8 protein-coding genes are annotated in these 17,044 nt (G+C 66.4%); all 8 read left to right on the top strand.

What is annotated here, in order from left to right; genetic code table 11:
- Positions 1-30 precede the first annotated feature (30 nt).
- Positions 31-9,336 (top strand): LamG-like jellyroll fold domain-containing protein, encoded by a 9,306-nt coding sequence (locus tag VFF46_RS01800; protein WP_325035201.1) that lies wholly within the window; start codon positions 31-33, stop codon positions 9,334-9,336.
- A complete protein-coding gene (locus VFF46_RS01795) occupies positions 9,333-9,803 on the top strand; it encodes a hypothetical protein (RefSeq protein ID WP_325035200.1) in 471 nt (156 codons plus the stop codon). The genes VFF46_RS01800 and VFF46_RS01795 overlap by 4 nt, the downstream gene beginning before the upstream one ends.
- 893 nt (positions 9,804-10,696) lie before the next feature.
- Positions 10,697-12,049 carry a glutamine synthetase family protein gene (locus VFF46_RS01790; RefSeq protein WP_325035199.1) on the top strand — a complete coding sequence of 451 codons (1,353 nt, stop codon included), beginning with the start codon at positions 10,697-10,699 and terminating at the stop codon, positions 12,047-12,049.
- Positions 12,030-12,737 carry a gamma-glutamyl-gamma-aminobutyrate hydrolase family protein gene (locus VFF46_RS01785; RefSeq protein ID WP_325035198.1) on the top strand — a complete coding sequence of 236 codons (708 nt, stop codon included), beginning with the start codon at positions 12,030-12,032 and terminating at the stop codon, positions 12,735-12,737. Before VFF46_RS01790 ends, VFF46_RS01785 begins: the two co-directional genes overlap by 20 nt.
- Positions 12,734-14,080, top strand: a complete 1,347-nt coding sequence (locus VFF46_RS01780) for an aldehyde dehydrogenase family protein (protein WP_325035197.1) — start codon at positions 12,734-12,736, stop codon at positions 14,078-14,080. Before VFF46_RS01785 ends, VFF46_RS01780 begins: the two co-directional genes overlap by 4 nt.
- A 1-nt stretch (position 14,081) precedes the next feature.
- Positions 14,082-14,873 (top strand): 3-oxoacyl-ACP reductase, encoded by a 792-nt coding sequence (locus tag VFF46_RS01775; RefSeq protein WP_414673027.1) that lies wholly within the window; start codon positions 14,082-14,084, stop codon positions 14,871-14,873.
- 9 nt (positions 14,874-14,882) lie between these two features.
- Positions 14,883-15,602 (top strand): FadR/GntR family transcriptional regulator, encoded by a 720-nt coding sequence (locus VFF46_RS01770; protein ID WP_325035196.1) that lies wholly within the window; start codon positions 14,883-14,885, stop codon positions 15,600-15,602.
- A gap of 87 nt (positions 15,603-15,689) precedes the next feature.
- The coding region (locus VFF46_RS01765; RefSeq protein WP_325035195.1) for an amino acid permease at positions 15,690-17,044 on the top strand (1,355 nt) is incomplete at its 3' end.

Raw genomic sequence — 17,044 nt, 5'->3', positions numbered from 1 at the left:
TAGCGCAACTTTCACCTGGGGGTACTCCGCATGGCCGGATCGCTGTCGCGCGCCCGAAAGCAGACGATCTTTCCGAGGTGGTTGATCAAGGGGACGGCCCTGGCCGCGGTCGCCGCGATGCCGCTGAGCGCAGTGAACTTCGGTGCCGCCGCGCCGGCCGTCGCGCAAGGAAGCGCGCGGACCGGTCACCGGCCGGGGCCGGCACCGCAACAGCGTGAAGGAACGGCTGCGAATCAGCCCCATGTCGTCGGTGACGAGGTCAACAAGACCGTACCGGCGAGTCTCAAGTCCCGTTATCCGGCACGGCAGCTGGCTCCTAAGATCCCGAAAGGCTCCAATGCCGTTCAGGTCGTCTCGGGGCAGGCGAGGACGGTCACGGGTTTCGACAGCCGGACCAGCCGAGAGATCCCGGGCAAGCGGTCGCGCTACGAGAACACCTACGCGAACGCGGACGGCACGGAAACCACCGTGGTGTCCACGACGCCCGCGAACTACCTGAAGCCCGACGGTACCTGGTCACCGGCGAAGGTCGTCCTCGGGCGCCGGCAGGCGATCGAGGGCGACGGATGGAGTACCACCGGGGACACCGTCCAATCGCGGATGGCGGCAGCGGTCGCTCCGGGCCAGGCCGTTGCCGAGGTGGCGCTGGCCGGTGGGGAGAGGATCGGCTGGGGCGTCCAGGAGGGCACGCGGGCTCTCGGTGTCGCCACCGGAACGGACACAGTTCGGTACGCCGCCTTCGGGCCGGGCGCCGACCTCGAGCTGACCGCGCAGCCGGGCGGGATCAAAGAGACCGTAGTCCTGCGATCGAAGTCATCGGCTCGCTCGTACGTCTTCCCGTTGTTCCTCCAGGGTGTCACCGCCCGGCAGGACGACCGCGGCATTGCCCTTGTTGATGCCAAGGGCAACCAAAAGGCGACGATCCCGGCCGGGTTCATGGTGGACGGGGCCTCGGCGACCTCGAGTGGAGTGAGCTACCGGTTGGTGGACGTTGCCGGCCGCCAGGCACTCGAGATGAAGCTGGACGAACAGTGGCTCGACGATCCTGCGCGGGTCTATCCGGTGCGGGTTGACCCGACGGTGACCGAAGCGCGATCGAGTCAGGGTGTCACCGTCCGGGATTCCGGAAGCTATCTGAGCGACAGCGACTTCATGATCGGCCGACGGGCGGGTAACCGATCGGCCGCGTATCTCAAGTTCGATCTCCCGGACGAGTTGCGCTACCACACGATCTACGGTGCACAACTCCAGGTGAGCAGCTTCAACGCGCCGTCGTGCGCGTCGCGACCGGTCACGGTGTATGCGGTGACCGGGGCGTGGACACCGAGTACAAGCCTGACGTATCCAGGTCCGGCGGTGGGCGCAGCGTTGGCAACACGGTCGTTCGCCCAGGGATACATCCCGAACGGATCGACGACCACGGCCTGTAAGCCTGTCCCGATCACCTTCAACCTCGGGGCATCCGGCGCCGCGCTGGTACAGCGCTGGGTGGACGACGCGAGCACCAACCAAGGCCTGTCCCTCCGTGCGCCCGTGGACGACGACACTTCGTGGAAGGAGTTCGCGGGAACCGGCATCGGCATCGCGAACCCGCCGAAGCTCTTCATCACCCACACTGCCTACAACGCCAAGTACACGATCAACAGCTCGCCGAACCCGCCGGTACTGCAGAACCAGGACGGCAAGATCAAGATCACCGTCAAGAACCTGGGCGCCGAGGACTGGGCTCCGTCGAAGTACTACCTGAAGACGGTCGTCCTCGATGCCAACGACAAGCAGCTGTACCAGTACCGCGGCGCGGACCTCCCGACCACCTTGTCCCGCGGCGCGAGTGTCACCCTCGACGCCACGATCAAGGCGATGAGTGCCGGCACGGGTGCCCGGCAGTATCAGGTCTACTTCACCATGGTTCACGTCGGCGGTCCGGATTTCAGCCTGGAGAACGTCTCGCCGGCGAAGATCAGGATCGAGGTCCGCAACCTTCCGCCGGTCGTGGACCAGCTGTCGCCGGACAACGGGTATCACCCACAGACGTTGACGCCGCAGCTCTGGGGCCGTGCTTACGACATCGACGCCCCGACAAGCGGCATCACCTACAGCTTCGAGGTCTGTGAGAAGACCAGCTCAGGGACCTACACCGGCTGCTTCACTTCGCCGTACCAGTCGGCGAGCAACTGGGACATCCCGGCCGGGAAGCTGTCCTGGAACAAGGAGTACGCCTGGCGGTTGATGGCGAAGGACACCACCGGCGCCGTGACGGTGTCGCCCCCGGCTCCGGACCGGATGGCGTTGTTGACCGATGTGCCGCAGCCGGCGATCACCTCACATCTCGCGAATGCGCCGTACGGCACCGGTGACCAGCCGTTCGACCCGAACATCGGCAACTTTCTGACGTCGGACGTGGATGCCTCGGTGCCGGTCGCCGGGCCTGAGCTCGATGTCGTGCGCACCTACAACAGCCTGGATCCGCGCCGGTCCGGCGTCTTCGGTGCCGGCTGGTCGAGCAAGTACGACTTCGCTCTGACCGTCGAGACGGACGGCAACGTGCTGGCCAGCTACGCCGACGGGCAACAGGTTCGGTTCGGCAAGAATCCCGATGGGACGTATGTCGCCCCGCTGAGCCGGAAGGCGGGACTGACTTTCGACAGCGCGACGAACACGTGGCTGCTGAAGGACGGCGGAGGGAACACCTACACGTTCTCGGTGTCCGGGAAGCTGACCCAGATCAAGGGACGCTGGGGCAAGCCGATGCTGTTCCAGTACGGCGGCGACGGCAAACTGAGCAAGGTCGTGAGCCAGCAGGGCAACAACCAGGCGCTCACCTTCACCTGGAACGGCTCCCACATCGCGACGGTCAGCACAGCGGCGGTCGATGGCGCGCCACTTGTCTGGTCTTACACGTACACGGGCGACCTCCTCACTTCCGTGTGCGCGCCGGACGGCAAGTGCACGAGGTACGGCTCTGCCCAGGGTTCGCATTACAGGTCTGCCGTCGTCGACTCGCAGCCGGACTCGTACTACCGGCTCGACGACGAGTCGGGACCGGCAGGCAGCGAGGTGACCCAGAACCTCGGGAAAGACAACGGTACGTACAAGAGCGTCATGAACGGCGTCGCGGGCGGTATCGCGGGATCCGGCGACACCGCGGCCACGTTCAACGGCGCGAACGGGCCGTCCTACGTCAAGCTGCCGGACGGAATGGTTCGGCGCAACCGCAACCAGTCGATCGAACTCTGGTTCCGGATCCTGACCAAGGGCGTGGTAAACCCGCTGATCGGCTATCAGAACGCCGCGATCGAGGGCAGCCCCACGACCGGGATGCCGATCCTGTACGTCGGCGCGGACGGCCTGCTCCGCGGCCAGTTCTGGCACGGTTCGGCTGCACCGATGAGCACGGTGTCGCCTGTCGACGAGGGCCGCTGGCACCATGTCGTGATCTCGTCGTCCGGTTCGACCCAGACCCTGTACGTCGACGGTGCGGTGGCCGGATCCATCACGGGTAAGAACGTCGACCACCTGAACATGGTGAGCAACCAACTCGGAGCCGCTTTCACGCCGGCCCCGGGAGCCTGGCCGAGCTGGGGTACGGCGACTCGCAACTATCTCAAGGGATCGATCGACGAGGTCGCGATCTACTCCCACCCGCTGCCCGCGGATGTCGTCGCGGCGCATTACCAATTGGGCAAGAACGCGGCGGATCAGCTCACCACAGTGACGCTCCCGAGCGGCAAGGTCGTCTCGGCGGCGGCATACGACACCGCCACCGAACGGATCAAGGAGTTCACCGACGACAACGGCGGCCTGTGGAAGATCAGCGCGCCCAGCGTTACCGGCGGTGCGAGCGATCTTCGCCGTACGGTCGAGGTCCGCGATCCCGCGGATCGTCGGTACCTCTACGAGTACGACGGAATCGGCGGCTGGATGCTCCGTTCCGGCGTACCGAACGGCCTGGGGACCCGCGAGGAGGATCTACCCGCTTCGCCGACGCCGACTCCCACACCGACAACCTGCAATACGCCGGACCCGGGCGACCCCGAGTTCTGTGTGGTCACACCAGGATCCGGTTCCCAGGACCCGATCTTCGACTGGCACGCGCTCGACGGGATCGCGGTCCGCAGCTTCGAGTACGACAAGTCGGGTCAGCTGACCAAGACGACCGACGAAGTCGGCGACACGGTGAGCCTCGGATACGACAGCAAGGGAAACAACACGTCGCAGACCGCCTGCCGTTCCGGCACAGCCGACTGCCACACCAGCTACACGACCTTTCCGACCACCGGCTTCACCGACCCGCTCGACGCGCGGTGGAACCTGCCCTCCGAATCTCGTGACGGGCGATCGTCAGGACCCGCGGACGACTCCTTCAAGACCAGCTACACCTACGTCACCCAAGGCGACATCGCCACTCAGACCAGCGTCGACTCCGGATCGGTGAAGAACACCTACACGAACGGCAGCGAGGTCGGGCCGACCGGAATCATGCCGTCGGGTCTGATACGTACCACCACCGACCCGCGCGGCGCGGTGACGACGTACACGTACCATGCGACTGGTCAGCTCGCGAAGGTCACCACCCCGAGTGGGATGTCGACGTCGTACACCTATGACGCGGTCGGTCGGAAGATCAGTCAGACCCAGACCTCTGACGCACAGCCGGACGGTGTGACGACGACCTTCACCTACGACCGTGCGTCCCGGTTGAGCACCACGACGGGTCCAGTGACGACCGACAAGGTCACCGGAACCCAGCATCAGCAGAAGGCGACACTGAGCTACGACGACGACGGCAATGTCGTCGCGCAGGAGACGGTGGACCTTCTCGGCGGCGGCGATCCCCGGCGTACGACGTACACCTTCGACGATCGCAACCGGCTGGAACGGCAGACCGATGGCGCGGGCAACGAGGTCAGCTACGAGTACGACGCGTTCGGCAACCAGACCGCGATGACCGATGCCAACGGCAACCGGTACGAGTACGCGTACACCGCGCGCAACAAGCTGGCCGAGGTCCGGCTGAGGGACGCGGACAACACGGGAGACACCGGCTACAAGGTGCTTCGATCGTTCGGGTACGACCAGACAGGCCGAGTAGTGCGCGAGACCGACACCATGGGACGAACGGTCCAGTACGTCTACTACGACGACGGTTTGCTCAAGTCGAAGATACTGAAGGACTTCCACGATCCGGACGGAACCACCCGCGACTTCGTTCTCGAGTCGGACACCTACGACGGTGCCGGCAACCTGCTGACCCAGGTGACGGACAACGGGAAGACGAGAACGTCGTACACCCGCGACGGCGCCGGCCGGGTCAAGACCAGCACGGTGGACCCGGGCGGTCTGGACCGGACGACTGCGATGACGTACGACCTCGGCGGCAACGTGTTGTCGACGGTCGAGACCGGGGACTTCTCGAACACGCACCAGCAGGTCAGCGGATTGCAGCGCAAGACGACGTTCGGGTACGACCCGGCCGGCCGGCGCACGTCACAGACGGCATGGCTGGACAGTACGACCGGGCTCACGACGACCTGGACCTACGACCAGCGCAACCTGCAGACGACCATGACCTCGCCTCGCGGCAACGCGCCTGGTGCGGTCGCGGCCGACTTCACCACGACGTACGGCTACGACGCTCTGGGGCGGCAGGACGTCGTCACGCTGCCGAAGGTCCAGGTAGAGGAGAACGGTCAGGCACCGGCGCACGAGTCGCCGGTGACAGTCGTGGGATACGACGCCTACGGATCGGTCGTCTCCACGAAGGATGCCCTTGGCAACATCGGGCACGCTGTCTACGACAAGCTCGGACTGCCGATCGAGTCGACGTCGCCGTCCTACACACCGCCCGGTGGTACGGCGATCACGCCCACGGTGAAGACGGCGTACGACCCGAACGGGAATGCCGTCAAGGTCACGGATGCACGTGGGGCGGACACTCTCCTCAGCTATGACCGGCAGAACCGGCTGATCAAACGCGACCAGCCCTCCGCGACCAACGACGACCGGGCGATCTGGTCGTACGAGTACACCGGCAACGGAGATCCGAAGGCTGTGGTCGATCCGCTCGGTGGACGCGTGGAGTCGACGTACGACGACCTCGATCGCGTCGTGACGCAGACGCAGGTCGAACGTAAGCCCGTGACCGACAACTTCGTCACCCGGTTCGCCTACGACGACGCGGATCACGTGACCTCGACCACGTCGCCGACGGGTGCCACGAGCACGACGACGTACGACACGCTCGGTCAGCCGATCAAGGTCACCGACCCGTCCGGTGTCGTGACGCAGTTCGGCTACGACTTCCTCGGCCGGCAGGTGGAACAGGTCGACGGATTGGGGCGCACGAACGTCTCGACCTACGACCTGGCCGATCGTCTGCTCGAAACGAGCGACCTGGATGCGGCACAGACACAACTGCGGAAGACCAGTTTCACGGTCGATGCAGACGGCAACGTCCTGACTGCCAAGCCCCCGGTGGGCGGTCAGACCTCCTACACCTATGACGCGCTGTCCCGGTTGACCCAGCAGCAGGAGACGGTGTCGTCGAGCAAGACCATCACCACGACCTTCGGATACGACGCAGCCGGCAACCAGACGCGCTACACCGACGGTCGCGGCAACTCGACGTACACCACTCTGAACAGCCTGGGCCTGACGGAGTCGGTCGTCGAGCCGTCGACGGTCGCGCATCCGGCCGCCGCGGATCGAACCTGGACGACGGCCTATGACGCGGCGGGTAACCCGGTTGGTCTGACCGAGCCGGGTGGAGTCAGCCGGACGCGCACCTTCGATGCTGCCGGTCGGCTCACCGACGAGTCGGGGAGCGGAGCCGGAGTCCAGGCCGCCGACCGTCACATCAAGTACGACGCACTCGGCCGAGTGACCACCGTCAGCGGTGTCGGTGGAGACAACGCCTACACCTACAACGACCGGGGACAGTTGCTTACGGCCTCTGGAACCTCCGGTGCGGCAAGCTTCTCGTTCGACGCGGACGGCGCGCTCGTCCAGCGGACCGATGCCTCCGGTACTGCCGACTTCGGATACACGAAGGGGCGGTTGTCCTCCGTCACCGACTCGGTCACCCGGACCACGGAGACGCTCGGATACGACAACGCCGGAATGCCGAAGTCGATCGGGTACGGCCTCGGCCGCGTCCGGACCTTCGAGTACGACGACCTCGGTCGGCTGAAGTCCGACGCGCTGAAGAACAGCGCGGGTGCCGTCGTCAGCTCTGTCGGCTACGGCTTCGACCTTGACGATCGGCTCACCGGGAAGACGACCACCGGCGTCGCAGGGGCGGGGGCGAACTCGTACACCTACGACGACGCGGGCCGGTTGAAGACGTGGACGGCCGGCGGCAAGACGACGGCGTACGACTGGGACGACTCCGGCAACCGCACCCAGGTGGATGCGACGACCGCACGGTACGACGAACGCAACCGCCTGATCACCGACGGAACGGCGGACTACAGCTACTCGGCCCGCGGGACACTGCTGTCGAAGACAACCGGGTCGGTGACCGAATCGACGAAGTCCGACGCCTTCGACCGGATCGTCGAACAAGGCGGCCGGGTGTACCAGTACGACGGCAACGACCGCGCGGTGACAGCGGGCGGTACGAACCTGCAGTACGCCGGGTTCAGCGACCAGGTTGTTGCCGACGGCACTCAGACGTACGGCCGTGGTGCCGGAGGCGATGTGTTGTCGCTGGCGCAAGGACAGACGCAGCGATTGCTGTTGTCCGACGGCCACACGGATATCACCGGTGGTTTCGATCCCGCGGACGCGACGCTGAGCGCGCTGCCGGACTCACGATCCTACGGTCCCTTCGGTAAAGAGCTGGCCACAGCGGGGCTTAAGTACGGCGTGGGTTACCAGAGCGACTGGAGCGATCCGTCGACGGGCAACCTCAACATGGGCGCCCGCTGGTACGACCCGGACTCGGGCTCGTTCATTTCCCGCGACACGGTGAACTATTCCGGTGGCCCATCCGCAGGCGCCAACAAGTACCTGTACGGGAACGCCAACCCTCTGACCAACTACGACCCCACCGGCAACTACGCCACCGACCCGTACGGGCCGGTCAAGCAGGTGTGCAAGGACAAGCCGGGTAGCAATGACGGCGGGTCGACGACCGGCGGCGACTATCCGCACAACGCCGGCCCGGCGATCGCCGCGTTCGCCGCGATGACCTCCTACTCCGCCAGCAGCCTGCAGTGCTCCTGGACGGGCGGCGATATCCCGAAGGACACCTGCGAGGGGGGCCGGAAATGCCCTCGGCCCGTGGTCAAGCCGAAATGTCCCGATCCGCGCCTGTCCTGTCCGGTCGACCCGCCGGACGAACCGGACGACACGGACAAGCCGAACAGGCCGCATGACCCGACGCCGGCCAAGCCCAAGGCGAAGCCGAAGCCGCCGGATCCCGCGATCGCTGCCCGGCAGGACCTCGAGGAACAGGTCAAGAACAACCCGCAGCCCAACGCACCTGGCGTCACCAAGCCGATCATCACCCGGGGCAACCCCAGCGGCGGCGGCACGTCCCAGGACCTCGTCGACGACACGCGTGGCCAGACCGATCAGATCTACCAGGACGCGGTCAACCAGACCGGTGACGTCGTCAACAATGCGCCGACGCAGTACAGCATCGACGGTCCCGGCAAGGGCAACATCAAGCAGAACTGGAAGGACTTCCTCGACACCGTCAAACACCACAAGGCCGACATCGGCCACGGGATCCTGGACGGCATCGGCCTCATCCCGGTCGTCGGCGAGCTCGCGGACCTCGCGAATGCCGGCTGGTACGCCGCCGAAGGCGACTACGTCAACGCCGCCCTCAGCGCCGCCTCTGCCATCCCCGTCGCCGGCTACGCCGCCACCGCCGCCAAGGCGGGCAAGTACGTCAACAAGGGCCTGAAGGCGGGCAAGGAAGCCAGAGGCGTCAGAGGCGCCGGAAAGACCCTGTACCGCGGAGATACGCGAGGACCTGATGAGATCTTCGGATCTGGCTTTGTCGCGAGAGGGGGCGATGCGAGCTACGAGGACTTTGTCTTGCGCAACAAATCAAGTAAGTGGATCTCGACCTCAGAGTCGAGAAGCCAGGCTCGCTCGTTCTCAGCTCAGGACGAGCGGACCCGCCGCGGCTGGGTCTACGAGATCGCCGATCCCGGCGGTGGCATCGTTGCGCGCAAGGTCCTTAAACTTCCATGGTTGTATCGGAGGGAACGGGAGATCTCCTTTGAAGGACAGATCCTGCCTCAATATATAAAGTCTGCGCGGCCTACTCTCTTCGGAGGGTGGAGTGGACCGTCAGTGATGAATCCGGGGTTCATCGAGTGAGTGAGCAGAGTGAGTACCAGGTTGTACAGAACATCATGGTCGCGGTTGATGGAATCGAGGAGGTCTGGTCTCTGGAACGACGCGTGGAACGCAACTCGCGGTGGACGCTGGTCCTGACGGCACCTGCCGGTGGGACGTGGACCGGGGTCGGGCAGGGCCTTTGGTCGGCATTTCTAGACCTTCGGCGCCAGACTGATCCGCTTGGCTACAGGCTGTGTTGTGCGGGTGCACGAGTCGAAGCCAACATGCGTAGCGGCAGGTGGGCCAACTCAGACGTCGTTGATGTCCTGAGCCGCCGAACGCTCCTTGGGATTCAGCACAAGGAATCGATGCTGGCGTACGCGCCGGCGAACCAGATCGGCACAGTCGACGAGCAGCAGGCAAACTACGATCGTTGGCTCAATACTCCATGGTGGAAGGCGTTCTGGCCCGGCAAAATCAGTCCGGGGTCGCGCAATCGAGGTTGAGCGCGGCGGGTAGGCCTAGTCCTGAGCGTCCGACGTAGTACCTGCTCGATCGCAAGGCAGGCCTTCGACTCGGTCGGGCGGCCGATCGAAAGTTTCGCGCTCCAGGAGTCTGCAAATCGGCTGGAAGTACGTCCCTGTCGACGGGGGATGACCCACATCCGCCGTGCAACTCATCGACGGGCCGCCGACGACTCATGAGGTCCCGCTACCAGGTGACCGGCAAGCTGTCGCTGCAGAAGGTGACCCGTCTCTTCGGTCAACACGCCGAAGAGACGGATGATCGTCACCCTTGCCGACCGCGACAAGGTAGCGGGCACCACCGAACACCCCTTCTACACCCCGACCGCAGCTGTGTGGAGTCCGGCGACCTCCGACCAGGCGACAAACCCCTCCAACGCGACGGCAGCACCGCCACCATCCGCACCATCACCCACCAGACCGTTGCCACCACCGTCTACAACTTCGCAGTAGAAACCACCACAACTACTACGTCGGCGCCTCCAGCCTCCTCGTCCACAACTGCCCGGTAGATCCTCCTCAGGGATCTCGAGGCTCAACCGGTCGCGCGACGCCGGGCGGTAAGAACGAACAACGTGCTATGGATGTGACCAGGGAGAAACCCGAATATGGCACCGAGTTGCACTTGGAGATGAAGGATTGCACTCGCCAGGGCGTTGGGGGAGTCGCATTCCGAAGCCGTTCCTGCGCCTGGCGCGGACGTGGGCGCCTGCATGGAGAGCATCCTGGCTCGGGCCGATCGGCGATTCAGCACAGAATGCATGGACAGCTGAGGCTCCCGGGATGAGCCTGGCCTGGAGGCAGGGGCTCTGGCGTTGACAAGGGCTGCCTGGAGTTGAGTCAATGGGCTGGAAACAGACCAATAGGGTTTGGGAGTGGTCGGGTTGGGCGTGGAGGAGTTGCGGCGGCTGGTTGAGGCCGGGGTGGTTGACACGGTGCTGGTGGGGATCACGGACATGCAGGGGCGGTTGCAGGGGAAGCGGTGTGGGGCTCGGTACTTTCTGGAGGAGGTGCTGAAGCACGGGACCGAGGGGTGTAACTACCTGCTGGCGGTCGACGTGGACATGAATACCGTCGACGGCTACGCGATGTCCTCCTGGGAGCGTGGGTACGGCGACATGGTGATGGCGCCGGACCTGGACACGCTGCGGCTGGTGCCGTGGCTGGAGGGGACCGCGCTGGTGCTGTGCGACGTCCAGTGGCTGGACGGTACGCCGGTGGTCGCCTCGCCGCGGCAGGTGCTGCGCAAGCAGCTCGACCGGCTGGCCGAGAGGGGCCTGAAGGCGTACGTCGGGACCGAGCTCGAGTTCATCGTGTTCGACGACACCTACGAGGCCGCCTGGAACAAGCGGTACCGCGACCTGGTCCCCGCGAACCAGTACAACGTCGACTACTCGCTCGTCGGCACCTCCCGGATCGAGCCGCTGCTGCGTGACATCCGCAACGGGATGGAAGGCGCCGGCATGTACGTCGAGTCCGCGAAGGGCGAGTGCAACCTCGGCCAGCACGAGATCGCGTTCCGGTACGCCGAGGCGCTGGCGACCTGCGACAACCACTCGATCTACAAGACCGGCGCGAAGGAGATCGCGGCGAAGCACGGCAAGAGCCTCACGTTCATGGCGAAGTACGACGAACGCGAGGGCAACTCGTGCCACATCCACCTGAGCTTCCGCGCCGAGGACGGCGACCCGGTGCTCGCCGGTGACCGTGATCATGGGTTCTCCCAACTGATGGAGTACTTCATCGCCGGGCAGCTCGCCTGCCTGCCGGAGTTCACCTACCTGCTCGCGCCGAACATCAACTCCTACAAGCGATTCGCGAAGGGCAGCTTCGCGCCGACCGCGGTCGCGTGGGGGCTCGACAACCGCACGTGTTCGCTGCGCGTGGTCGGTCACGGCGACTCGCTCCGGGTCGAGAACCGCCTGCCCGGCGGGGACGTGAACCCGTACCTCGCGGTCGCCGCGATCATCGCCTCCGGCCTGCACGGCATCGAGCAGGAACTGGAACTCGAACCGCTGCTGGAGGGCAACGCCTACGAGTCCGACAAGGAGCACGTACCGTCCACGCTGCGCGAGGCGTCCGCGCTGTTCGCCGGCTCGAAGCTCGCCCGGACGGCGTTCGGCGACGAGATGGTCGACCACTACAGCAACGCCGCCCGCGTGGAACTCGACGCGTACGACGCGGCCGTCACCGACTGGGAGCGGGTCCGTGGCTTCGAACGGCTCTGAACGGCCGCGGATCGGCATCACGACGTACCTGGAACCGGCGACCTGGGGCATCTGGAACCGCGAGGCAGCACTGGTGCCGCGCGTCTACCTGGACGCGGTCGCCGCCGCTGGCGGAACGCCGCTCCTCCTGCCGCCGGTCGCCACCGATCCCTCGGTACTGGACCTGCTGGACGGTCTCGTGATCGCGGGCGGATGCGATGTCGACCCCGGACAGTACGGCGCTGTGCCGCATCCCGAGACCGTTGACACCCGGCCGGGGCGGGACCTCCACGAAGCCGTCCTGATCCGAGAGGCCTTGGACCGTGAGCTGCCTTTGCTGGCGGTGTGCCGGGGGTTGCAGGTGCTGAACGTGGCACTGGGCGGCACGTTGCATCAGCATCTGCCGGAGGTGGTCGCACATAACGGGCATCGGCCGGGGCCCGCGGTGTTCGGGCGGGTCGACGTGAAGGTCGAGCCCGGGACGCTCACCGCGCGGATCCTCGGCGAGCAGGCGACCGGCAGTTGCTACCACCACCAGGCGCTCGACGTGGTCGCGCCCAGCCTGACGGTCACCGCGCGCGCGGACGACGGAACGGTCGAGGCCGCCGAGGTGGAAGGCAAGGAGTTCGCGCTGGGCGTGCAGTGGCATCCGGAGGAGAACCCCGAGGACCTACGGCTGTTCACCGCTTTGATCAGGAGCACCCGATGACGTACGACGTACTGAACCCGGCCACCGAGCAGGTGGTCCGGACGATCGAGCTGGCCGACGAGGCGGCCGCGGACGCGGCGATCGACCGAGCCCGGAAAGCGTTTGATTCCTGGCGAAACGTGGCGCCGGCGGATCGCGGGCGGCTGCTCCGGCGGTTCGCGGACGCGGTCGACGCGGACCTGGAGAACCTCGCCGCGCTCGAGGTGGAGAACGCCGGCCATACGATCGGCAACGCCCGCTGGGAGGCCGGCAACGTCCGCGACGTGTTGACGTACTACTCGGCCGCTCCGGAACGCCTTTTCGGACAGCAGATTCCGGTTGCCGGCGGGATCGACGTGACGTTCCAGGAACCGCTCGGCGTGGTCGGCGTGATCGTCCCGTGGAACTTCCCGATGCCGATCGCCGGCTGGGGTTTCGCCCCCGCGATCGCCGCCGGAAACACCGTTGTCCTGAAGCCCGCCGAGCTGACCCCCCTCACCGCGATCCGCCTCGGCGAACTCGCGCTCGAAGCCGGCCTGCCCGAGGGTGTACTCGAAATCGTCCCCGGTCGCGGGACTGTGGTGGGTCAGCGTTTCGTGAGCCATCCGGCCGTCCGCAAGATCGTCTTCACCGGATCCACAACGGTCGGCAAGCAGATCATGGCCGGCTGCGCGGACCAGGTGAAACGGGTGACGCTCGAGCTGGGCGGGAAGTCGGCGAACGTCGTGTTCGCGGACGCGGACCTGGAGAAGGCGGCAGCGCAGGCGCCGTACGGCGTGTTCGACAACGCGGGGCAGGACTGCTGCGCGCGGTCACGGATCCTCGTGGAGCGGTCGGCGTACGACCGGTTCCTGGAACTGCTCGAACCGGCTGTGAAGAACTTCAAGGTTGGTGATCCCAATGATCCGGCGACCGAGATGGGGCCGTTGATCTCGAAGGCGCAGCTGGAGCGGGTCGCTTCGTACGTCCAGAACCCTGCATTTCAAGGCAGTGCGCCCACCGGCGCCGGGTTCTGGTTCCCGCCGACCGTGCTGGCGCCGGCGGACGAGCGGGCTCAGCGCGAGGAGATCTTCGGGCCGGTGGTCGCGGTGATTCCGTTCGAGGACGAGGCGGATGCGCTGCGGATCGCGAACGACAGTGAGTACGGGCTGTCCGGATCGATCTGGACCCGCGACGTCGGTAGGGCGATCCGGGTCGGGCGGGGGATCGAGGCGGGCAACCTCTCGATCAACTCCAACTCGTCGGTCCGGTACTCGACGCCGTTCGGCGGCTACAAGCAGTCCGGTCTCGGCCGGGAGCTCGGCCCGGACGCACTCGATGCGTTCACCGAGACCAAGAACATCTTCATCTCCACGGAGGACTGATATGACTGTTGACATGGGTGGTGGCAAAGCACACCGTTTGGAGGGCCGCGTCGCGGTGGTCACCGGAGGCGCGAGCGGGATCGGCCTGGCCACGGTACGGCGGCTGGCCGCCGAGGGCGCGCGCGTCGTGATCGGCGACCTCGACCCGGCGGCCGGCAAGAACGCGGCGGACGAGGCCGGCGGGCTGTTCGTGGCGACCGACGTCACCGATCCGGCCGCGGTGGACAACCTGTTCCAGCAGGCCTTCGACACGTACGGCGCGGTCGACATCGCGTTCAACAACGCGGGGATCTCGCCGCCCGACGACGCCTCGATCCTGGACACCGGCCTGGAGGCGTGGCGGAAGGTCCAGGAGGTCAACCTGACCTCGGTGTACCTGTGCTGCAAGGCCGCGATCCCGTACATGCAGCGCCAGGGCAAGGGCTCGATCATCAACACCGCGTCGTTCGTCGCGGTGATGGGGGCGGCGACGTCGCAGATCTCGTACTCCGCGTCCAAGGGCGGCGTACTGGCGATGAGCCGCGAGCTCGGGGTGGAATTCGCGCGGCAGGGGATCCGGGTGAACGCGCTCTGCCCGGGCCCGGTGAACACGCCGCTGCTGACCGAGCTGTTCGCGAAGGACCCGGAGCGCGCCCAGCGCCGGCTGGTGCACGTCCCGATGGGCCGCTTCGGCGAACCGGAGGAGATCGCCGCCGCGGTCGCCTTCCTGGCCAGCGACGACTCCTCCTTCATCACCGCCAACACGTTCCTCGTCGACGGCGGAATCTCCGGAGCGTACGTCACCCCGCTCTAGGGTGGGGTCATGGTCGTTCAGGCGGATGATGCGGTGTTCCGGCCGGTGCGGGCCGGGAACCCGTTCGAGGAGACGGTCGAGCGGTTGCTGCAGGCAATCAAGCTCGGCGTCGTCGTGCCCGGCGACCGGTTGCCGCCGGAGCGCGAGCTGGCGGTCCGGCTGAACGTCAGCCGGGTCACGCTCCGGGAGGCGATCCACGCGCTCACCGAGGCCGGGTACGTCGAGTCGCGCCGCGGCCGGTACGGCGGTACGTTCGTCAACGAGGAACTCCCGAAACCGCGCCGTACGCCGGCCAAACGCCTCGCCCGCGAGCTGGCCGCCGGCCTCGACGACGCCCTCACGCTCCGGGTCGTACTGGAGACCGGCGCCGCCGAAGCCGCCGCCGACCGCGACCTCGGCCCGGCCGAACGCGACCACCTGCAACGCTGCCTGGCCGAAACCGACGCCGCGAGCCTGACCGACTACCGCCGCCTGGACTCCCGCCTGCACCTGGCGATCGCCGAGGTCACCGGCTCACCGTCCCTGATCTCCGCCACCGCCGACGTCCGGATGCGCCTCAACGAGCTACTGGACGCGATTCCGCTGCTGGAGCGCAACATCGAGCACTCCAACCAGCAACACAAGGTCATCGTCGACGCGGTTCTCGCCGGAGACCCGGAGGCGGCACGGCAGGCCATGCAGGAACACCTGTCGGGCACCGCCGCGCTGTTGAGGGCGTTTCTCGACTGACTCCTTGACACGCCGGTCACCGGCTGCCTCAATGAGCTAAAGGTCTGGGGGGAGACCATTGAGGCGCCAGTGTCCAGGAGGCCAGCAGTGAGTGACGAACACACCGACTCCGCCCCGATGACCGACGACGAGCAACGCCTGCACCAGTTGGGTTACGCCCAGGAGCTGAACCGGACGATGTCCGGGTTCTCGAACTTCGCGGTGTCCTTCACGATCATCTCGATCCTGTCCGGCTGCCTGACCCTGTACGGGTTCGGGATGAACACCGGCGGCCCGGTGCTGATCGTCTGGGGCTGGCCGGTCGTCGGGCTGATGACGTTGTTCGTCGGCCTCGCGATGGCCGAGGTCTGCTCCAGCTACCCGACCGCGGGCGGCCTCTACTACTGGGCCGCGAAACTCGCGCCGTCGAACGGCGCCGCCTGGTCGTGGTTCACCGGGTGGTTCAACTTCCTCGGCCAGGTCGCGGTGACCGCCGGGATCGACTTCGGCGCGGCGTTCTTCCTGAACGCGTTCCTCGACCTGCAGTTCGGCTTCGGCGCCACACCCGGCCACACGATCCTGCTGTTCGGGATCATCCTGCTGGTGCACGGGTTGCTGAACTCGTTCGGCGTCAAGCTCGTCGCGCGGCTCAACGACATCAGCGTCTGGTGGCACATCGTCGGCGTACTGGCGATCGTCGTCGTGCTGATCGTCGTACCGAGCAAGCACCAGTCCGCGTCGTTCGTGTTCGGGCACTTCGTGAACAACACCGGCTGGGGCTCGACCCTCTACGTCGCACTGCTCGGCCTGCTGCTGGCGCAGTACACCTTCACCGGGTACGACGCCTCCGCGCACATGACCGAGGAGACGCAGAACGCCGCGATCTCCGGGCCGCGCGGGATCGTGATGTCGATCCTGGTCTCGCTGGCCGCCGGGTGGGTGCTGCTGATCGGGCTGACGTTCGCGATCCAGAACTACGACGGCGCGCTGAAGAGCTCGACCGGCGTACCGCCCGCGCAGATCTTCATCGACGCGGCCGGCGCGGTCACCGGGAAGATCCTGCTGCTGGTGGTGATCGGCGCGCAACTGTTCTGCGGGATGTCGTCGGTGACCGCGAACTCGCGGATGATCTACGCGTTCTCCCGGGACGGCGCGCTGCCCGGGTCGGGCCTCTGGCACAAGATCAACGCGAAGACCCGGACACCCACGAACGCGATCTGGCTGGCCGCCGGCGGCGCCTTCGTCCTCGGCCTGCCGTACCTGTGGAACGCGACGGCGTACGCCGCGGTGACGTCGATCGCGGTGATCGGCCTGTACATCGCCTACGTCCTGCCCACGCTGCTCCGGTTGCTGCAGGGCGACCGCTTCCAGCCCGGCCCGTGGAACCTCGGCCGCTGGAGCCGGCCGATCGGCATCGTCGCGATCGTCTGGGTCGTCTTCATCACGATCCTGTTCATGCTGCC

Origin of the sequence: Kribbella sp. (genome assembly GCF_035655035.1) — a bacterium.
Taxonomy (GTDB): domain Bacteria; phylum Actinomycetota; class Actinomycetes; order Propionibacteriales; family Kribbellaceae; genus Kribbella.
The sequence above is the reverse complement of the archived record's forward strand: the minus strand, read 5'-3'. Positions and strand labels throughout refer to the sequence as shown.